Source organism: Amycolatopsis pigmentata, from assembly GCF_042684065.1.
Lineage (GTDB): Bacteria > Actinomycetota > Actinomycetes > Mycobacteriales > Pseudonocardiaceae > Amycolatopsis_E > Amycolatopsis_E pigmentata.
In genome coordinates this window covers 137742-157226 of sequence record NZ_JBHUKR010000009.1, presented here as the reverse complement: position 1 = coordinate 157226, position 19485 = coordinate 137742, and the positions used below count along the sequence as shown (strand labels likewise).

The following is a 19485-nucleotide window of genomic DNA, read 5'->3' as shown; positions in this document are numbered from 1 at the left end:
CCGAGATAGGATCGGCGAGCGAGAAGTGCTCGTCATGGCTCGCCGGGTCGTCCCGGCCTGCCGGAAACCGGAGGAACGCGAGTGATCACCGCGATCGTGCTGATTCACGCCGTGGCCGAACGCATCCCCGAGGCGGCGCAGGCGATCGCCGACATCGACGGTGTGTCCGAAGTGTACTCATGCGCGGGCGATGTCGATCTCATCGCGATTCTCCGGGTGGCCGCGCACGAGGATCTGGCCGACGTCATCCCCGGAAAGATCGGCAAGGTGCCCGGTGTCCTCGACACCGACACGCACATCGCCTTCCGGTCCTATCGCACCACGGACACCGAATCGGCCTTCGCGATCGGCTCACCCACCACCGACTGAAGCCCCACCTAATGCGGGAAGGTGGCTTTACTACGGATGTTCCGTAGTAAAGCCACCTTCCTTCGCGAAAACCGCCTAGTGGTCCGGCGTCTGCCAGCCGGCGGGCACTTCTTCGGACGCGGGGACGCCGTTGCCGTGACCGTTGCCCTTGGCGCTCTCGAGCGCCTTGGTCTCCTCGGCCGGGTCGGGCGCGAGGAGAGTGCCCGGCACGGCGTGGCCGGCGGCGCCGAGCTTGTTCATCTTCTTCGGCACCGGCGCGCCCTGGTACTCCAGCGGAATCGCGTGACCGTGGTCGTCGACGCCACCGAGCGGCTGGTGCAGTTCGATGAACTCGCCGTGGGGCAGGCGCTTGATGATGCCGGTCTCGATGCCGTGTTCCAGCACCTCGCGGTCGGCGCGCTGAAGGCCGAGGCAGATCCGGTAGGTCACGAAGTAGGCCAGCGGCGGCACCACCAGCACCCCGATCCGGCCCGCCCAGGTCGTCGCGTTCAGTGAGATGTCGAACTGATCCGCGATGATGTCGTTGAAGCCCGAGGCCTCGATCACCGCGAAGAATCCGAGCGCCATCGCGCCCAGGCTGGTGCGCACCGGCACGTCCCTCGGCCGCTGCAGCAGGTTGTGGTGCGCGGTGTCCCCGGAGAGTTTCCGCTCGACCATCGGATACGTCAGCAGCAGGGCGAACAGGATCGGCATGCCCACCGCGCCCGGGAAGAACACCGCGGGGATGGTGTAGTGGCCGAGGTAGATCTCCCAGGCGGGGAAGATGCGGAGCAGGCCGTCGGCCCAGGCGAGGTACCAGTCCGGCTGTGAGCCCGCCGAGACCTGCGCCGCGTTGTAGGGGCCGTAGTTCCAGATCGCGTTGATCTGGAAGATCCCGGCCAGCAGGGCCAGGATGCCGGTCACGATGGTGAAGAACGCACCGCCCTTGAGCGCGAACACCGGCATGATCCGGACGCCGACGACGTTGGTCTCCTTCCGGCGCACCCCGGGGAACTGGGTGTGCTTCTGGTACCACACCAGCGCCAGGTGCGCGCCGACGAGTCCCAGCATGATCCCTGGCAGCAACAGGATGTGCAGGGTGTACATCCGCGGCACGATCTCCGTACCCGGGAACTCGCCACCGAAGAGCGCCCAGTGCAGCCAGGTGCCGATCACCGGGGACGACAGCACGATGCCGGACAGGGTGGCACGGATACCGGTGCCGGAGAGCAGGTCGTCGGGCAGCGAGTAGCCGAAGAAGCCCTCGAACATGCCCAGGATCAGCAGCAGGCCACCGATGATCCAGTTCGCCTCACGCGGGCGGCGGAACGCTCCGGTGAAGAAGATCCGGAACATGTGCACCATCATCGCCGCCACGAAGATCAGCGCGGCCCAGTGGTGCAACTGCCGGACGAACAACCCGCCGCGCACGTCGAACGAGATGTCCAAAGTGGTCGCGAAGGCCCGCGACATCGACACGCCCTGCAGGTCGGCATAGCTACCGTGATAGGTGACTTCCTGCATGGACGGGTCGAAGAACAGGGTGAGGTAGACCCCGGTCGCGATCAGCACGATGAAGCTGTAGAGCGCGATCTCGCCGAGCAGGAACGACCAGTGCGTCGGGAAGACCTTGTTGAGCTGGTGCCGCAGGCCCTTGGCCAGGTGGTACCGCTGGTCCATGTTGGTCGCCGCCTTGGCGGCCTCCCGCTGGAGCGGGCTGGTTCCCTTGGTGGGCGTGGTGAGTGAACTCATGACTTACGCTCCCAGAAGGCCGGGCCGACGGGTTCGATGAAGTCGCTGCGCGCCACCAGGAATCCGTCCGGGCTCACGGTGATGGGCAACTGCGGCAACGCGCGGGTCGCCGGTCCGAAGATCGGCTTGCCGTAGGTCAGCGCGTCGAACTGCGACTGGTGACAGGGGCAGAGGATGCGGTTCGTCCGCTGCTCGTACAACGACGCCGGGCAGCCCACGTGAGTACAGACCTTGCTGTAGGCGTAGTACTCACCGAAGTTGAAGTCTTCCTGCCCCTGGCGTTTGGTCACGCGCGCCGCGTCCTCGGGGCGGAGCCGGAGCAGCATGACCGGGGCGTCCGACCGGTTGAAGATGGCGGCCAGCTTCTCCGGGTCCTCGCGATCGGACTCGTGGAACGGGAAGACCGTCTCCATCCCGCCCGCGTCCATGTCGTCGGGGCGGATCAGTTCGACCTGCTCGGAAACACCGGTGTAGCGGCGAAGATAGACGACATCGCCCGGGTGCTCCGGCATCCACGGAGTGTGCCAGAGCGTGTCCGCCGGGTTGGGTTCCTTCCACGGGCTCTTGACGAACGACGCGATCGGCAGTGCCACCACGCCGAGCCCGAGAGCCCCGCCGCCGAGCGCGGCGCTGCGCTTGATCAGCGAGCGCCGGGCGATCGTGCTCCGGTCACCGGAGTCGGCCAGCTGCGCGACGATCGTCTTCTTGTCCAGTTCGGACGAACCCTCGCCATCGCCGTCGTGTCGCTCCTGCACCGCCAGCTCGCTCGGGATGAACCGCTTGGTGTAGAGCAGGACGCCGATGCCGAGACCCAGGATCGCCAGACCGAGGGTGACACCCAGCGCGGGGGTGTAGAGGTTGTACCAGAAGGTGCCCGAAGCGCCCGGCTCCTTGTACCGCCACACATCCGGCCAGCACAGCAGCACCACGAACGCCAGACCGGCCAGGCCGGCGATGACGAACCACAGCGCGACCATGCGCTCGGCGCGTTTCTCCGCGCGCGTGCCCTTGACCGGCCACGGGTCCGGATAGTCGACGAGTTTCACGCCGTCCAGGGACGTTCCCAGCTCGACCAGCTGGTCACGGTCCATTTCGGCCAGTTCCGACTCGGACGGCTCCGGTACGTCCTTGCTGCTCATGCCCTCGATCCAATCCACAAGGTCACGCCGATGAGCGCGCCTATGCCCACGATCCACGCGATGACACCCTCGGACGCCGGGCCGAAGCCGCCCAGGGAGTCACCACCGGGATTGTTGTTGCCGTCCGACACCGACTTCACGTACGCGATGATGTCCTTCTTCTCTTCCGGCGAAAGCTGCCGGTCGGAGAACTTCGGCATGTTCTGCGGGCCGGTGAGCATCGCCGTGTAGATCTGCTCCTCGCTCGCCGGGTCGAGGTTCGGCGCGAACTTCCCGGCCGACAGGGCCCCGCCCCGGCCGGTGGCGTTGTGGCAGGAGGCGCAGTTGAGGCGGAACAGCTCCCCGCCGCGCGCGGGATCGGGCCCGCGCAGTGCCTCTCCGGTTTCGGCGGGCCGCTGGGGACCGCCGCCGTTGGCCTGGATGTAGGCACCGACCGCGTCGATCTCCTCCGGGGTCAGCTTCGGCGGCTTGCGCTCAGCCTGCGCTTCCTGTCGCGCCAGGGGCATCCGGCCGGAGGAGGTCTGGAAGTACACCGCCGCGTCCCCGACACCGATCAGGCTCGGTCCTCGGTCCTTCACGCCCTCGAGGTTCGCGCCATGGCAGGTGATACAGGTGTTGTTGTAGACCTGCTGGCCCTGCCGGAGCTGCGCCGGATCCTCCTGTGCCTGCGCGGTCTGCGCCTTCGGCACGAACACGGCGTAGGCCGTGCCCACCCCGAACAACGCCACACCCAGCGCGAGCGCGCCGGCCACGCGCCGGCGCAGTTTGGTGCGCGCGCGGTACCGGCGCTCGGAGGTCTTGTTGCTGGTGGTCATCTCTGCGGCAACCCTTGCTCTCGGTGGTCGGGGGACCCTGCGGTCAGGGGAGGATCTCGATGACCGCGAACAGGCCGATCCACACGATGTCGACGAAGTGCCAGTAATAGGACACCACGATCGCCGAGGTCGCCTGCGCGGGCGTGAACTTGCTCAGCTTGGTGCGGATGAGCAGGTAGACGAAAGCGACGAGTCCACCCGCGACGTGCAGACCGTGGAAACCGGTCGCGACGAAGAAGATCGAGCCCCACGCGCCCGACGGGATGGTCACGCCTTCCTTGATCAGGCTGGTGTACTCACCCGCCTGCCCGCCCAGGAAGATCGCGCCCATGATGAAGGTCACGACGTACCAGCGGCGCAGGCCGTAGACATCCCCGCGCTCGGCGGCGAACACGCCCAGCTGGCAGGTGAACGACGAGGCGACCAGGATGATCGTGAAGGGCAGCGAAAACGGGATGTCCAGGTGGATCGGCTCGCCCGTGGCCGGATTGATCGGCGGCCAGACACCACTGGAGTTCTGCGCCTTGACCGTGAAGAACATGGCGAACAGGCCGGCGAAGAACATGAGCTCACTGGAGAGCCACACGATCGTGCCGACACTGACCATGTTCGGCCGGTTCAGCGAGTGCACCCGCTGGCTGATGGTGGGAGCTGTCACGCCTCGCATTATGTCCTCCGGCGAACGGGCCCGCCCGGTCGGGTCATAGGGGAATCGGTCACACACGCGGACGCGGGGTGTGCAAGTTCTCCGCAACCCGGCCCGACCAGGGGCGGAGCTGCGCCGAAGGCGTTGTGTGCCAGGGGTTTCCGGGGCGTTTCCGGGCGACGAAGGCCACAGCGGTTCAGGCACGCGAGGAGAATCACACTCGGTTTCCGACGGTGTTCGCGCGCGAGTGGGCGCGAACACTAGCATCTGGGACATGAGCGAGCAGCCGATGAGGGTTCTGGTGTTCAGCAACCGGCCGGAAGTGCGCGAATCGATCACGATGGCGGTCGGCCGCCGTCCGGCCACCGACCTCGGCCGGATCGAGTACGTGGAGGTCGGCACGGTCGCCGACGTCCTCTCCGAAATGGACGCCGGGACCATCGACCTGGCGATCCTGGACGGTGAGGCCCAGCCGACCGGCGGCATCGGTTTGTGCCGTCAGCTCAAGCACGAAATCGACGACTGCCCCCCGATCGTCGTCGCGGTTCGCCGCAAGGACGACCGCTGGCTGGCCACCTGGGCGCAGGCCGAGGCCGTACTGGTGCACCCGCTCGACCCGCTGGCGGCGGCGGAGACCGTCGCCGAGGTGCTGCGCGGCCTGCGGGTTCCCTCAGTGCGCGCATGAGCTGGCCGGAGCTGCTGAACCGGCTCATCTCCGGCGCCGACCTCGACGCCCGGGACACGGCGTGGGCGATGGACCAGATCATGTCCGGCGCGGCCACCCCGGCGCAGATCGGCGGCTTCGCGATCGCGTTGCGGGCCAAGGGAGAGACCGCGGCGGAGATCGCCGGCATGGCCGAGGCGATGCTCGCGCACGCCCGCCGGGTCCACTTCGAGGGCCGGGCGGTGGACATCGTGGGCACCGGCGGTGACCGGTCCGGTTCGGTGAACATCTCCACCATGGCCGCGCTGGTGGTCGCCGCCGCCGGAGCGCCGGTGGTCAAGCACGGCAACCGCGCCGCCTCGTCGAAGGCGGGCGCCGCGGACGTGCTGGAGGCGCTGGGAATCGCGATCGATCTGCCCCCGGAGGGGGTCGCCAGATGCGTGACGGAACTGGGCATCGGGTTCTGTTTCGCGCCGGTGTTCCACCCCGGTTTCCGGCACGCGGGCCCCACCCGGAGCGAACTGGGCGTGCCGACGACCTTCAATCTGCTCGGGCCACTGACCAACCCGGCGCAACCGGCCGCCGGACTGGTCGGCTGCGCCTATCCGGACAAGACCGAGGTGCTCGCCCGCGTGTTCGCCCGGCGCGGTGTCACGGCGCTGGTGGTGCGCGGCGACGACGGTCTCGACGAGATCACCACCACCACGTCGAGTTCGGTCTGGGTGGTCTCCGATGGCGAGGTCCACGCCGAACACTTCGATCCGTCCGCTCTGGACATCCCCAGGGCGGCGGCCGAGGACCTGCGTGGCGGCGACGCGGCGGCCAATGCCGAGGTGGTGCGCGACCTGGTCGCGGGCAAGCCGGGACCGGTGCGGGACGCGGTGCTGGTCAACGCGGCGGGCGCGCTGGCCGCCCACGCGGGACTGACGTCGTCGCTGACCGCCGACCTGGCGGCCGGGATGACCAGGGCTGCCGAAGCGGTCGACTCGGGAGCGGCGGCCGACCTCCTCGCCCGCTGGGCGGCCCACCGCTAGGAAGCCCCCGACGAAAAGTGCCCACACCCGCGCGGGGTGTGGGCACTTTGTCGTGAAGGCCTATTCGTGGTTCGGGCCCGTGTGGTACTCGAAGACCAGGCCGCCGACCGTGAACAGGATCAGCACGCCGGCGATGACGATCAGCCAGATATGGAAGAAGGCCATCGCGAGGGCCGCCAGGCCCACCGCCCCGGCCATGGCGATCGGCCAGTAGCTTCCCGGGCTGAAGAAGCCCATCTCGCCCGCGCCCTCGCTGATCTCGGCGTCCTCGCGGTCCTCGGGACGCGGCTCGATACGGCGCGAGATGAACTGCATGTAGCTGCCCGCGATGAGCGCCAGGCCGCCGGTCAGCAGCAGCGCGACCAGGCCGACCGGCTCGACGCCGAACCCGCTCTGCAGGTGCGTCCACACGCCGTACACGATGGCGATGACGAAACAGAAGATGGTGACTACGTAGAAAACCCGGGCTTCGACCTTCATGAGCCTGCTCCTCCTACTGTGCCCTTCGTTTCCAATCCGACGGCAGCCACGGCGGAAATGGATCTATACAGGCGAGTCCGTTGCGGACCGTGTCCGCCTACTTTAGGTCGGATTGTCACCGTGTGGCCGCGCGCGCGGTGCGGTCGGTGTTGAACGGCTGACTGGTCATCGCGTGAGGGGTGCACAACTGTCCGCAGTTGAGCGCCGCGAGCGCCTCGGCCGCGGTGTTCGGCTGCCCGGTCGCGGGATTGATCTGCGTCCTAGCCTGAATGTAGCGCGCGTAGAGATCGGCCGGCAGGGCCCGGACCTCGAAGTTCATCATCGAGTGGTGGATGCCGCAGAACTCGGCGCACTCACCCTTGAATCCCCCGGCCTGGTCGATCTTGTTCTGGAACGACGAGTCCTGGTTGTTCTTCTCCGGGTAGGGGAAGACGTCGCGCTTGAAGTTGAACTCCGGCACCCAGAAGGAATGAATCACGTCCGTGGAGCGGAGGTTGTACTGGATGGTCTTGCCGACCGGGAGCACCAGTATCGGGACCTCGCCCGAGTTCCCGATGGTCCTGATCATCTGCCCGGTCGCGTCCTTGGGCTCACCGGGATAGTCGAACTCCCAGTTCCACTGGAACGCGACCACGTTCACGGTCACGTCCGGATGGTCGGTCTTGGACAGCACCTGATTCTCGGTCGTGGCGGTGAAGAAGAACAGCACGCCCACCATGACCAGTGGAACGACGACGCAGAAGAATTCGAGCGCCACGTTGTACTGGAACTGCCGGGGCAACTCGGTGGGATCGGAGTTCTTCTTCTTGCGGTGGAACAACACCGCCCAGAAGATCAACCCCCACACGACCGCGCCCACCACCAGGGCCGCGACAACCGACCAGGTCCACAGCCAGCGCATCTTGCCTGCCTGCTCGGTGACCCCGACCGGCCAGCCGAAGCGCAGCACCTCGTCACCGGAGCACCCGGTGGCCAGCAGGGCGACCAACCCCGCCAGCGCGGCGACCTTACCGACCCTGTTCAACCCAGGCCTCCTCCGAAGTCCAGCGTGACAGCCCGGAGTCTAGATCTGCCGCGCCGGGCACGTCCGGTGAGGGTGGGTGGGTGTGATGGTGGGGACATTCGCGCGCGGCCAAGGGGTGACCGCCCGCGAACGGAGCACCCGGCATACTGGGCCCTCGACAACCGGCGATGACTCGAGGGTGTGAAGAGAGACGTGTGCGGCCTTCTTGGACTGGTCTGTACCAGTGACAGCGACGCGGCCAAGGCCAGGGCCGCGGTGGGGACGGCTCTGCGCTGCCAGCGGCACCGCGGCCCCGACGAGACCGACACCTGGGCCGACGGTGAGGTCGTCTACGGCTTCAACCGGCTGGCGTTCATCGACGTCGAGCACGCGCACCAGCCGCTGGTCTGGGGACCGCCGGAGTCACCGAACCGTTACACGCTGAACTTCAACGGCGAGATCTACAACTATCTCGAGCTGCGCGAAGAGCTGACCGAGAAGCACGATGCGAAGTTCGCCACAGCGGGCGACGGTGAGGCGATCGTCGCCGCCTATCACTACTGGGGACCGGGCGCGGTGGCCCGGCTGCGCGGCATGTTCGCCTTCCTCATCTGGGACGCCGACGAGCGGGTGCTCTTCGGCGCGCGTGACCCGTTCGGCATCAAGCCGTTGTTCTACTCCTCCGGGCCCGGCGGCACGGCGTTCTCCAGCGAAAAGAAGAGCCTGCTGGAGCTTTCGGACGTGCTCGGGCTGCCCCAGCGGTTGGACAACCGCGCGCTGCAGCACTACCTGACCCTGCAGTACGTCCCCGAGCCGGAGACCTTGCACACCGGCATCCGCCGCATCGAGTCCGGTTCCTCGTTCACCATCGCACCGGGCGGTGAAGTGAAGGAGGCGCGCTACTTCTTCCCGGTGTTCGACGCGCGGCCGGTGCGGTCGAAGGCCGACGCGGACTCGCTCTACCAGCGGATCGCCGATGTGATGCGCGATTCGGTCGGCAAGCACATGATCGCCGACCCGGACATCACCGTGGGCGCGTTCCTCTCCGGCGGCATCGACTCGACCGCGATCGCCGCGCTGGCCAAGGAGCACAACCCGAACCTCATCGCGTTCACCACCGGTTTCGAGCGCGAGGGCTACTCCGAAGTCGACGTCGCGGCCGAGTCCGCGGCCGCGATCGGAGTGAAGCACATCGTCCGCACGGTGTCCCCCGACGAGATGATGGACGCGCTCCCGCTGATCGTCTGGTACCTCGACGACCCGGTGGCCGACCCCGCGCTGGTGCCGCTGTGGTTCATCGCCCGCGAGGCGCGCAAGCACGTCAAGGCGGTGCTCTCCGGCGAGGGCTCCGACGAGCTCTTCGGCGGCTACACGATCTACAAGGAACCGATCTCGCTGGCACCGTTCGAGAAGGTTCCGGGCGGGATCCGGCGGTTGCTGGGCAAGGCGTCGGGGGTGATCCCGGAGGGCACGCGCGGCAAGGACCTGCTGCGGCGTGGCGCGCTGAAGCTGGAGGACCGCTACTACGGCAACGCGCGGATCTTCCGTGACGACCTGTTGCGCGGCGTGCTCCGCACCTACGACGAGCGGGTGGGGCACCAGGACGTCACCGCCGAGCACTACCGCACGTCACGAGACTGGGACCCGGTGGCGCGCATGCAGCACGTCGACCTGTTCACCTGGCTGCGCGGCGACATCCTGGTCAAGGCCGACAAGGTGACCATGGCGAACTCGCTCGAGCTGCGGGTGCCCTTCATGGACCCCGAGGTGTTCAAGGTCGCGGCCGGTATCCCGCTCGATCAGAAGATCGCCCACGACACCACGAAGTACGCGCTCCGCCGCGGGCTCGAAGGAATCGTGCCCGCCCACGTGCTCAACCGCGCCAAGCTCGGGTTCCCGGTGCCGATCCGGTTCTGGCTGCGCGCGGAGATGTACGACTGGGCGCGCGGCATCATCAACGACTCGCAAACCGGCGAACTGATCGACAAGGCCGCCGCGCTGCGCATGCTGGACGAGCACAAGGAGAGCAAGTTCGACCACAGCAGGCGCATCTGGGCCCTGCTGGTCTTCATGCTCTGGCACGGCATCTTCGTCGAGCACCGCATCAAGCCCGAGGTACCCGAGCCCGTCTACCCCGTGCGGATCTGACGGCGGTGCCCACGCGTTCGGGGCCGCACCGCGTGGCCCCGAACGCTTTCCGGCTCAGGCCGGCAGCAGCGGCGCGATGTCCGCGGCGGCGTCGGGTCCGTAGGCATCGGCGAGGCGCTTGAGCGCCGAAGGCGTGTCCAACGTCCACTCCTGGGTGCCGACCGTCTCCAGCACCAGCACCGCGATGAGCGAGCCGAGCTGCGCCGATCGTTCGAGGCTCAGGCCGCCGTTCAGGCCGGCGAGGAACCCCGCGCGGAAACCGTCACCGACACCGGTCGGGTCGGCCTTGGTCAGCTCGGGCAGCGCGGCGACCTCGAGTTCGGCGCCGTCGGCGGTGACGATCTTCACGCCCTTCTCGCCCAGCGTGGTGACCCGCACGGCGACCCGGTCGAGCACGTCCGACGGGCTCCAGCCGGTCTTGCGGAGCAGCAGTTCCCACTCGTAGTCGTTGGTGAACAGGTAGTCCGCACCCTGGACGAAGTCGCGCGCCTGCTCGCCGTCCATCCTGGCCAGCTGCTGCGACGGGTCGACCGCGAACGGGTAGCCCCGGTCACGGCATTCCTGGGCGTGGCGGAGCATCGCGTCGGGGTCGTCCGGGCTGACCAGGACCATGCGCAGCCCGGACAGCCTGCGCACGATCGGCTCCAGTTCGATGTTGCGCGCCTCGGCCATCGCCCCCGCGTAGAAGGTGGCGATCTGGCAGAAGTCCTCGTCGGTGGTGCAGACGAACCGGGCGGTGTGCGCCACCTCCGACACGTGCACGCCGCTGGTGTCCACGCCGTGCCGCTCCAGCCACGACCGGTAGTCGGCGAAGTCTTCGCCCACCGCACCGACCAGGACCGGGTTCACCCCGAGGACACCCAGCGCGAACGACACGTTGGCGGCGATGCCACCCCGCCGCACCACGAGGTCGTCGGCCAGGAAGGACAACGAGACCCGGTGCAGCTGCTCGGCGACGAGCTGCTCCGCGAACCTGCCGGGGAAGTGCATGAGATGGTCGGTCGCGATGCTGCCCGTGACCGCGATGCGCTCGTTGGAAGCCACCCGTATCTCCCTGTCTGTGCCGTCAGGACATGACGAAGCCTGCCACGCGGTGGTGACAGGCCCGGTAAAGCACTATGCACACACGCCGGCGCCAGGCGGGCATCCCGCCTGGCGCCGAGTGGTCAGTGGAAGGAGTCGCCGCAGGCGCAGGAGCCCGTGGCGTTGGGGTTCTCGATCGTGAAGCCCTGCTTCTCGATGGTGTCGACGAAGTCGATCACGGCATCCTGCACGTAGGGCGCGCTCATGCGGTCGACCGCCACGCGAAGTCCGTTGAAGTCGCGGAAGAGGTCGCCGTCGAGCGTGCGCTCGTCGAAGAACAGCTGGTACCGCAGGCCCGCGCACCCGCCGGGCTGAACTGCGATACGCAGGTGCATGTCGTCGCGGCCTTCCTGCTCCAGCAGGGTCTTCGCCTTGGCGGCCGCGGCGTCGGTCAGGTTCACGCCGTGGGTGGCTTCGCCGGCTTCGGCCTGCTTGCCGGTCTGCTCAGCGGTCGTCATTGCTCTCCCTCGGTGTTCGCGTGCGGCGGGCACGGACCGTATTCCCGAACGGGTCCATCCGCAATCACACTCGTTGCCGGAAGGACTCCTGATCAGGTCAACAACCACGGTGCCCGATCTCTTCCATGGTCGCATACGCACCGACCGCGTGAACACCGACGGCGAGCCTGGAATATCCTGGGCCGGTGAGGTTTCTCCGCCGCAGCGGCACCACCACCGAAGACAGCCCCGAGGCAACGTCTGCCGAGGTGGCGCAGGGTATCGAATCTCACAACCGGGGCTATACGCCCGGCAAGGGCAAGGCGACCCCGAAACGCCGCGAGGCCGAGGGCAAGCGCCGCGGCCCGGTGGCGCCGCCGCCGCGCACCATGCGTGAGGCGATGAAGCGCAACCGCGAGCTGAGGAAGTCGAACCCGCAATACCGCGCGGAGCGGCGCGCCCAGGCCCGCGAACGCCAGCAGCGGATGGCCGAGGGCGACGAGCGCTACCTGCTGCCGCGTGACAAGGGCCCGGTCAAGGCCTACGTGCGCGACCTGGTGGACTCCCGGCGGAACCTGCTCGGCCTGTTCATGCCGCTGGCGATCCTGGTCTTCGTCGCGCTGCTCATTCCCTACCCCGCGATCCAGCAGTACGCGACGCTGATGTGCACGCTGTTGCTGCTGGCGATGGCCTTCGAGGGCTTCATGGCCGGTCGCCGCATCACCAAGCAGGTGCGGGAGAAGTTCCCGAAGGAAACCGTCAACGGACGTTCGGTCGGCTGGTACGCCTTCGTGCGCGCCAGCCAGATCCGCAAGCTGCGGGTGCCCAAACCGCGTGTCAAGCCCGGGGAAGCCGTCTCCTAGCGCCTCAGGCGCGGAGCGGGGGCAACGTGGTTTGGCGCGCCCGCGTCCCGGGCGAGCCGCCCGGAGAGTGCCGTGCGACCTCGCTCTGCGTCAGGCGCAGGGCGGGTCGTAAGGCAGTTGCGGAAGGTGCTGCTGCCACCGTTGCGGGGTGAGTGTTCCCCCGGTCGCGCCACAGATCCGCCGGACGGCGTGGTCGATGTCCAGGTCCCACAGCCGCACGGTGTCACTGTCACTGGTGGTGGCCAGGGTCTTCGCGGTCATGCCGAAGGCCACCGCGTTCGCGGTGCCGTGCGAACCGCCGGTCAGCGGACCGCCGTACTCGACGGCCCGGCCGGGATCGGTGACGTCCCACAGCTGGATCGTGCCGTCGTCGGCGACCGCGGCCATGCTCCGGCCGTCGGGAGCGAACGAGAGGTCCTTGACCAGACCGGTGAACCCGACCAGCGGCGAGCCGAGCGCGGCGGCGTGAGCCGGGTCCGTGACGTTCCACAGCCGGACCGTCTTGTCATCGCTGCCGGTGGCCAGCGTGTGCCCGTCCGGGGCGAACACCAGCGCATTGATCGCTCCGGTGTGCCCGGTCAGCACCCCGCCCAGCGGAACGGCGTGGTCCCGGCGGGTCACGTCCCACAACCGCACCGTCTGGTCGGCACTGGCTGTCGCGAGGGTCCGGCCGTCCGGGCTGAACGCCATCGCGTTGACGTAGCCGGTGTGCCCGGACAGCGGCAAGCCGAGCCGGACCGGCCTGGCGGGATCGCCGATATCCCACAACTGGACGCTCTCGTCGTCGTTGCCGGTGGCGAGAAACCGGCCGTCCGGGCTGAACGCCAGCGGGTTCGAGTAGCGGACGCCCAGGACCAGGCTCGCGCCGATGGGCACCGTACGGGCCGGGTCGGAGGTATCCCACAACTGAACGGTGCGGTCGCTGGTGGCGGTGGCCAGCACCCGCCCGTCCGGTCTGAACGCCATCCCCCAGACCTGGGCGCTCGCCGTCAGCGGCGGTCCGAGCGGCGCCGGACGGGCCGGATCCCGGACATCCCACAACCGCAGGGTGTGGTCGTTGGCTCCGGTCGCCATCGTGCGGCCGTCCCTGGCGAACGCGATCGAGTCCACGTCGTCGCTGTGGCCTTGCACGATGGTGGCCGGCAGTGACCACAACCGCACGATGCCGTCCTGTCCCCCGGTCGCGATGTAATGACCGTCCGGGCTGAACGAGACGGCGTACCCGGCACCTCCGGCGAGTGGACTCTCGAGTTCGCTCGGTTTGGCCTGGTTGGCCAGGTTCCACAGACGCGCGGTGCCGTCGCTGCCGGTGCTGGCGAGCGCCCTCCCGTCCGGGCTGAACGCGACCGACCACACCTGGGCGGTATGGCCGATGAGCGGCGCGCCCACGGGCGCCGCGGCGGCGCGGTCGGTGACGTTCCAGAGCCGGACGGTCTTGTCCGCTCCGCCGCCGGCGAGCATCTTGCCGTCCGGGCTGAACGCCACCGAATGCACGGTGTCGGTGAAGCCGGTGAGGGGATGACCGACCGGCGCCGGGGCGTGCGGGTTCGTCACGTCCCAGAGCAGGATCGTGCCGTCGTCACCACCGGCCGCGACGGTGTGGCTGTCGGGGCTGAACGCGACCGAACGGACCGGCTTGGTGTGGCCGTCGAGCTGGCCGATGTTCTGCGGCCGCCGCCGGTCGGTGACGTCCCAGAGCCGGGCCGTGTGATCTTCGTCGGCGGTGACCAGCAGGTGGCCGTCCGGGCTGAACGCGACCAGGTAGATCGTGCCGTCGTTGCCCGACATGGGATCGCCGAGGCGGGCCGGGCGGGCCGGGTCGGTGACGTCCCACAACATCACGGTCCCGTCGTCGCCCGCGGTGGCGAGGGTGTGCCCGTCCGGGCTGAACACCGCCGAGGACAGCCAGCTCCGATGGCCGGTCAGCGGGGCACCCAGTGGCTTCGGATGGCTCCGGTCGCGGACATCCCAGAGCCGCGCCGTGCGGTCGTAGCCCGCCGTGGCCAGGACGTTGCCGTCCGGGCTGAACGAGGTGAGGTACACCGCGCCGCTGTGTCCGGGCAGCGGCGTGGCGAGGCCCTGCTGCTGGGTGGAGATCAGCCGCGTGCCGACCGACGCGTCGCCGGGCCGCATCCGGTGGGCCACCAGGTCCAGCAGCGCCGACAGGGACGGGTCGCTGTCGGCCAGCCGGTCGGCTTCGGAGACGACCTGCTGGAAGCGGGCGTCATCCCGTTGCTGGACCGCGACGACCGCGGCGGACACGGCGGTCAGCGCGAACACCACGACCAGCGCCACCGCGGCCCGCCGGAACCACGAGTTGCGGCGCTTGAAGCGGACCGAGGAGGCGAGGAACTGCCGGGCCACCGGACTGATCGCCTCCTGGCCGGCGGTGGCGGCCCACTGCTGGGCGTTGTCCAGCCGCGCGCCCCGGTACAGCGGTGAGGAATCGCGGCCCTCCTGGTCCCAGGCGCGCGCGTCCTCCTCCAGGCGCTGCCGCAGCAGGTTGCCGGCGCGGTCCTGGTCGATCCAGCGGCGAAGCCGGGGCCAGGCGTGCAGGAGCGCCTCGTGGGTGATTTCGACCCATTCGGCGTCCAAGGTCAGCAACCGGGCACTGGCCAGCGTGTCCAGGGCGCGCTCCGCGGCGCCCGCGCTCGCCGCCTGTGCCCCCAGTTCGCGGCGGTCACACCGGCGGCGGGTGTCCTGGGTGTCCTCCCCGACCCGGACCAGGCGCAACAGGATCCGGCGCGCGGCGGCCTGGCCGACCGGATCGAGGTTGGCCCAGGCCCGCTCCGCGGTCTCCGCGACGGCCTTGCCGATCCCGCCGGTCGCGCGGTAGCCGGCGATGGTGAGCTTGCCGCCCTGGCGGCGCTGCCACGTCGCCAGCAGAGCGTGGGACAGCAGCGGCAGCGCACCGGCGTTGTAGGTCCCCTTCGTACGGCCGCTGTGCACCCCGAGGTCGCGCAGGATGAGATCGGCCAGACCGGTCTCCAGCTGCAGGCCCGCCGCCTTCGCGGGACCGTTGACCGCGTCGCGCAGTTCCCCCACCGTCATCGGGCCGAGCACCATCGACCGCGTCTGCAACGCTTCGGCCAGCGGCGGATGCTCCAGGCACTGACCGTAGAAGTCGGCCCGCACCGCCACCAGGACGACTCCGGCCACGCCCTTGGCGCACACCGATTCCAGCGCCTGGACGAACTGGCGGCGCTTGTCCTCGTCCTCGCACAGAGTGAAGGTTTCCTCGAACTGGTCGACCACCAGCACGATCCGGGCGTCCTCACCGCCGCCACGGCGGCGGGCCTCCTCGGCCACGCCGTCGCGGATCGCCTCCGGCCCGGACGCTTCCGCGAGCGCGGGGAGTTCGGTGTGCAGTTGCTTGACCGGGTCGTCGCCGGGCGTGATCACGATGACCGGCCACCCGGCCGAGGACGGCCCGCCGAGCACTCCCTGGGACAGCGCCGGGATCAACCCGGCGTGCACGAGCGAGGACTTGCCCGCACCGGACGCGCCCACCAGGGTCACGATCCCGCCGGTCTCCATCGCGTCGGCAAGCCTCGAAACCAGCTTGTCGCGGTTGCGTTCCTGGCCGAAGAACCAGTTCGAATCCTCGGCGCGGAAGGCGGACAGACCGCGATACGGGCAAGCCCCGGTGTCGCCTGAGGTTTCCGCCGCCGCGCTCACCGGGGTGGCCAGCGCCTCGCGCCAGAGGGTCCGCCACGCACCGACGTCGTAAAGGCCCGCGACGGGAGGCTGTGGATGGCGGCGACGGGCCTGCACGATGAGCACTTCGAGGACGATCGCGAGCGCCGCGAACCGGGCCGGCACGTTACGCCCGCGACGCCAGTCGCTGACGCGCTGTGCGACCACGCGGACCGGCTGTCCGCGCTCGTCCACGCGGCCGGCGCGGGCCACCGCGTTGGCGACCTGCTTCAGCGGCGGGTCGCCGGCCTGGGCGTACAACAGGGAGAACCGCTCCGCGAAGGCTTCACGCGGCACGGGATCCGAGCGGGAATCGACCATCTCCTTGCGACTGTCCTCCTTGTCCCGCCCTCGTCCTGCTCCGGACCGGAAACCACATGTACGCCGTTCACCAGCGAGTTTACCGACCGGAGCGGACGGGTTCAGACCAGGATGGCCCGTCCGCTGTCATGCTGTTGTCGCGGCGCGTCCGCCGAGAATCCTGGGGGTGTTCTCGGTGGCGCGCCGTCCCTGCGTGGTCGATCACTCTCCCTATAGTTTGTCGTCCACGACCGCTTCCCGGTGTCCCCCAGAACGGTCAAGTGAGTCCGTGGCCGGGGTGCTTCCCGGTAGCCGGTGCACCAGGATCAGGCCCACCGCGGTCACCAACAGATAGCGCGTGGCCGATTCCAGACCGTTCCACTTGGACGACTGCCACATCTGGAACCACTCGCCGCCGACGGCGAGGAACCCCCCGGCGAACAACGCCAGTTCCAGAAGCCATCCGGCGGCGGAAAGCTTCGGCGCGAGCGGGCGGCGGAGGATCCACGCGACGCTCGCCGTCAGCAGCACGACAGAGGTCAGGACCTCCCAGATGATCACCGCCACGTAGGCGGTGGTGGCGAACCCGGGCGTGACCATCGCCCGCCACATCAGGTGCGGCGAGCGGAAGGTGGTGTCCATCGCCAGCACGTGCTGCACGAAGGCGTAGTTGGTGTCGTAGTCGATCACATTGTCGACGGTGACCAGGAGCATTTGGACGGCCGTGATGACGGTGAGTACTGCGACCGCCAGAGACTGTGTCCCCAATCTGGCTATAAGACGCATAAGTCGAAACTCTAACCGGATGATCACCACGCGGCTGTGGACTTCTGGCAACTTGGCTCACCCGGACGGGGAAACCGCCCCTGCGCTTCCCCTGGCGAGCACGTGCCCGGCGACCGCGAGGTCGTGCGGATAGGTGACCTTGATGTTCTGCTCCTCGCCCGGCACCCACTGCACCGGTAGCGCGGAGAACCGTTCCATGACCGACGCCGTGTCGGTGCCGGCGAAGCCTTCCCGTTCGGCCCGCTCGTAGGCTTCCAGCAGCGGACCGGCCCGGAAGGCCTGCGGGGTCTGGGCCTTGACCGCGGTACCGGCCCACGCCAGCGGGCTGAGCGACTCGCCGTCCTCGGAGATCGCCGCGATGTCGTCGGCGGCCAGTCCCGGGATGGCGCCGCCGTGTTCCCTGGCCGCGCCCAGCACGCGAGTGATCAACTCCGGCGTGACCAACGGCCGCGCGGCGTCGTGCAGGAGGACGGTGTCGACGCTGCCACGGCCGATCCGCCCGGCGAGGTGGCGCAGCGCCCGCAGTTCCGACTCCTGCCTGCTCGCCCCGCCGTGGACGACCTCGACCACCGCGGCACCCACCTCATGCCCCAGCACCTGCTCGACCAGGGCCGCGTCCTGGGGCCGGGTCACCAGCACGAGCACGCTCACCCCGGGAACGCGGGCGAACGCTTCCAGCGACCAGGAGACCAGCCGCCGCCCGGCAAGCGGCAGATAGACCTTGTTGAGGCTCGCGCCGACCCGTGTGCCCGCCCCGCTGGCCAGCACCACGGCGGCGGCGCCAGGGTCCGTGTCCGGCCTGCCTTGGTTCACAGGGGGATCATACGGCCGGGCCTGCTCGCTTCTTGCAACCCTGAAAGGTCTGTACCATTCGGGGAAGGTCCGGCACTCTTCCCTTCCTCGCAAGGAGTGACATGCCCGAGATCACTGTCAAGGTAGCGTCCTCGGTCGGCTTGCACGCGCGCCCGGCGAGCCTGTTCGTCAAGGCCGCGGCCAAGCACTCCGGCCCGGTCACGATCGGCAGGCCCGGGGGCACGCCGGTCGACGCGCGGAGCATGCTTTCCGTGCTGGGCCTGGCGATCGAGCACGGTGAGGAGGTCGTCCTGCACACGGAGGGGGACGACGCGGACAAGGCGCTGGCCGAACTGTCGCGGCTCCTGGTCACCGACCTGGACTCCTGAACCACTCCTGCCGCTTCGAGCCGGAAGGAAAGGGTCCGCCACCGGCCGCTAGGTTGACGGCGTGACTGTTGAGTTCGCGCCCGTGCCCCAGCCCGACGAGGTCGTTCGCGCCGAGGCACTGCGACGGCACGCGACCCTCGCCAAACCCGTCGCTTCGCTCGGCAGGCTCGAAGAACTCGGCGCGTGGATCGCCGCCTGCCAGGCCCAGTCGCCGCCGCGCCCGTTCGCCAGGCCGCGGATCGTGGTGTTCGCCGCGGATCACGGCATCGCGGCCAAGGGCGTCTCGGCCTATCCGCCGGAAGTCACCGCGCGGCGCGTGGGCACCCTGCTCGCCGGCGAGGGGGTGACCAGCGCGCTGGCGCAGGTCGGCGGCGCGGGCGTGCGCGTGGTCGATGTCGGGGTGGACGGTGACACGCCGCTCACCGAATTCAAGGTACGCAAGGGATCCGGCTCGATCGACGTCGAGGACGCGCTCACCGCGGACGAGACGGACGCGGCGCTGCGAGCCGGGATGGCCGTCGCCGACGCCGAAGTGGACTCCGGGGCGGATCTGCTCATCGCGGGAGATCTCGGCGTCGGGGCCAGCACGCCGTCGTCGGTGCTCGTCGCGGCACTGACCGGAACCGAGCCGGTCGCCGTCGTCGGCCGTGGTTCGGGCATCGACGACGTGACGTGGATGCGGAAGGCGGCCGCCATCCGCGACGCACTCCGCCGGGCCAGGGCCGTGCTCGCCGACCCGGTGGCGCTGCTGCGCACCGCCGGGGGCGCCGACCTTGCCGCCATCGCCGGATTCCTCGCCCAGGCCGCGATCCGCCGGACACCGGTTCTGCTGGACGGGCTGGCCGCCGGTGCCGCCGCGCTGGTCGCCGACGAACTCGCCCCCGGGGCACGGTCCTGGTGGGTCGCCGGGCAACGGTGCGCCGAGCCGGCCTACGACTTCGTGCTCGAGCGCCTCGACCTGAAACCCTTGCTGGACCTCGACATCCGGCTCGGCGAAGGCGCCGGCGCGGCCACCGCGCTCCCGCTGCTGGTGATGGCCACCCGCCTGCTCACGGACGTGGCCACCCAAGCCTGAACGGGAGGGCGCGAACGCCCTCCCGTTCAGTCCTC

18 protein-coding genes are annotated in these 19485 nt (G+C 69.2%); 7 read left to right on the top strand and 11 right to left on the bottom strand.

The features are described 5' to 3' along the window. Positions 1-81 precede the first annotated feature (81 nt). Entirely contained in the window at positions 82-369 is a 288-nt protein-coding gene (locus ACFSXZ_RS20180; RefSeq protein ID WP_378266658.1) for an Lrp/AsnC family transcriptional regulator, read from the top strand. Positions 370-444: 75 nt separating this feature from the next. Here the strand turns inward: ACFSXZ_RS20180 and qcrB are convergent, their stop codons facing one another. The 4 genes from qcrB to ctaE are packed head-to-tail and all read right to left on the bottom strand — an operon-like array spanning position 445 to position 4721. Continuing rightward, positions 445-2100, bottom strand: a complete 1656-nt coding sequence (gene qcrB / locus ACFSXZ_RS20175) for a cytochrome bc1 complex cytochrome b subunit (protein WP_378266657.1) — start codon at positions 2098-2100, stop codon at positions 445-447. Beyond that, the gene (qcrA, locus tag ACFSXZ_RS20170; RefSeq protein ID WP_378266656.1) at positions 2097-3239 is read right to left on the bottom strand and encodes a cytochrome bc1 complex Rieske iron-sulfur subunit; all 1143 of its coding nucleotides are present in this window, start codon (positions 3237-3239) and stop codon (positions 2097-2099) included. Before qcrA ends, qcrB begins: the two co-directional genes overlap by 4 nt. After that, a complete protein-coding gene (gene qcrC, locus ACFSXZ_RS20165) occupies positions 3236-4054 on the bottom strand; it encodes a cytochrome bc1 complex diheme cytochrome c subunit (RefSeq protein ID WP_378266655.1) in 819 nt (272 codons plus the stop codon). Before qcrC ends, qcrA begins: the two co-directional genes overlap by 4 nt. A gap of 43 nt (positions 4055-4097) precedes the next feature. Further along, a complete protein-coding gene (gene ctaE, locus ACFSXZ_RS20160; protein WP_378266654.1) occupies positions 4098-4721 on the bottom strand; it encodes an aa3-type cytochrome oxidase subunit III in 624 nt (207 codons plus the stop codon). 253 nt (positions 4722-4974) lie between these two features. Here ctaE and ACFSXZ_RS20155 point away from each other — a divergent pair, with 253 nt between their 5' ends. Both ACFSXZ_RS20155 and trpD read left to right on the top strand, forming a co-directional pair. Next, positions 4975-5385 carry a hypothetical protein gene (locus ACFSXZ_RS20155; protein ID WP_378266653.1) on the top strand — a complete coding sequence of 137 codons (411 nt, stop codon included), beginning with the start codon at positions 4975-4977 and terminating at the stop codon, positions 5383-5385. Then, the gene (gene trpD, locus ACFSXZ_RS20150) at positions 5382-6398 is read left to right on the top strand and encodes an anthranilate phosphoribosyltransferase (RefSeq protein WP_378266652.1); all 1017 of its coding nucleotides are present in this window, start codon (positions 5382-5384) and stop codon (positions 6396-6398) included. Before ACFSXZ_RS20155 ends, trpD begins: the two co-directional genes overlap by 4 nt. A 60-nt stretch (positions 6399-6458) precedes the next feature. Here trpD and ACFSXZ_RS20145 read toward each other — a convergent pair whose 3' ends face one another. Both ACFSXZ_RS20145 and ctaC read right to left on the bottom strand, forming a co-directional pair. Next, positions 6459-6878: a cytochrome c oxidase subunit 4 gene (locus ACFSXZ_RS20145; protein WP_378266651.1), complete on the bottom strand. Its 420-nt coding sequence runs from the start codon at positions 6876-6878 to the stop codon at positions 6459-6461. 115 nt (positions 6879-6993) lie between these two features. Continuing rightward, positions 6994-7902 carry an aa3-type cytochrome oxidase subunit II gene (ctaC, locus tag ACFSXZ_RS20140; protein ID WP_378266650.1) on the bottom strand — a complete coding sequence of 303 codons (909 nt, stop codon included), beginning with the start codon at positions 7900-7902 and terminating at the stop codon, positions 6994-6996. Positions 7903-8094: 192 nt separating this feature from the next. Between ctaC and asnB the strand changes: the two genes are divergently transcribed. Beyond that, positions 8095-10029, top strand: a complete 1935-nt coding sequence (gene asnB / locus ACFSXZ_RS20135; RefSeq protein ID WP_378266649.1) for an asparagine synthase (glutamine-hydrolyzing) — start codon at positions 8095-8097, stop codon at positions 10027-10029. 54 nt (positions 10030-10083) lie between these two features. On the opposite strand, the gene ACFSXZ_RS20130 is transcribed toward asnB, so the two are convergent. Together ACFSXZ_RS20130 and ACFSXZ_RS20125 are read right to left on the bottom strand one after the other, a co-directional pair. After that, positions 10084-11073, bottom strand: coding sequence for a carbohydrate kinase family protein (locus ACFSXZ_RS20130; RefSeq protein WP_378266648.1), 990 nt, complete (start codon positions 11071-11073; stop codon positions 10084-10086). 122 nt (positions 11074-11195) lie between these two features. After that, a complete protein-coding gene (locus ACFSXZ_RS20125) occupies positions 11196-11570 on the bottom strand; it encodes a HesB/IscA family protein (RefSeq protein ID WP_378266647.1) in 375 nt (124 codons plus the stop codon). Positions 11571-11755: 185 nt separating this feature from the next. Between ACFSXZ_RS20125 and ACFSXZ_RS20120 the strand changes: the two genes are divergently transcribed. Further along, the gene (locus ACFSXZ_RS20120) at positions 11756-12412 is read left to right on the top strand and encodes a DUF3043 domain-containing protein (RefSeq protein ID WP_378266646.1); all 657 of its coding nucleotides are present in this window, start codon (positions 11756-11758) and stop codon (positions 12410-12412) included. Between the two features lie 90 nt (positions 12413-12502). Here ACFSXZ_RS20120 and ACFSXZ_RS20115 read toward each other — a convergent pair whose 3' ends face one another. The 3 genes from ACFSXZ_RS20115 to ACFSXZ_RS20105 all read right to left on the bottom strand — a co-directional run bounded on the left by ACFSXZ_RS20115 (position 12503) and on the right by ACFSXZ_RS20105 (position 17965). Next, positions 12503-16429 (bottom strand): nSTAND1 domain-containing NTPase, encoded by a 3927-nt coding sequence (locus ACFSXZ_RS20115; RefSeq protein WP_378266645.1) that lies wholly within the window; start codon positions 16427-16429, stop codon positions 12503-12505. Positions 16430-16639: 210 nt separating this feature from the next. Further along, positions 16640-17176: a DUF2165 domain-containing protein gene (locus ACFSXZ_RS20110; protein ID WP_378266644.1), complete on the bottom strand. Its 537-nt coding sequence runs from the start codon at positions 17174-17176 to the stop codon at positions 16640-16642. A 75-nt stretch (positions 17177-17251) separates the two neighbouring features. Then, positions 17252-17965 (bottom strand): IspD/TarI family cytidylyltransferase, encoded by a 714-nt coding sequence (locus ACFSXZ_RS20105; RefSeq protein WP_378266986.1) that lies wholly within the window; start codon positions 17963-17965, stop codon positions 17252-17254. A gap of 143 nt (positions 17966-18108) precedes the next feature. Here ACFSXZ_RS20105 and ACFSXZ_RS20100 point away from each other — a divergent pair, with 143 nt between their 5' ends. Together ACFSXZ_RS20100 and cobT are read left to right on the top strand one after the other, a co-directional pair. Beyond that, complete coding sequence (locus ACFSXZ_RS20100; protein WP_378266643.1) at positions 18109-18375, top strand: HPr family phosphocarrier protein; 267 nt, start codon at positions 18109-18111, stop codon at positions 18373-18375. Between the two features lie 61 nt (positions 18376-18436). Next, positions 18437-19450: a nicotinate-nucleotide--dimethylbenzimidazole phosphoribosyltransferase gene (gene cobT / locus ACFSXZ_RS20095; protein ID WP_378266642.1), complete on the top strand. Its 1014-nt coding sequence runs from the start codon at positions 18437-18439 to the stop codon at positions 19448-19450. Positions 19451-19485 lie beyond the last annotated feature (35 nt).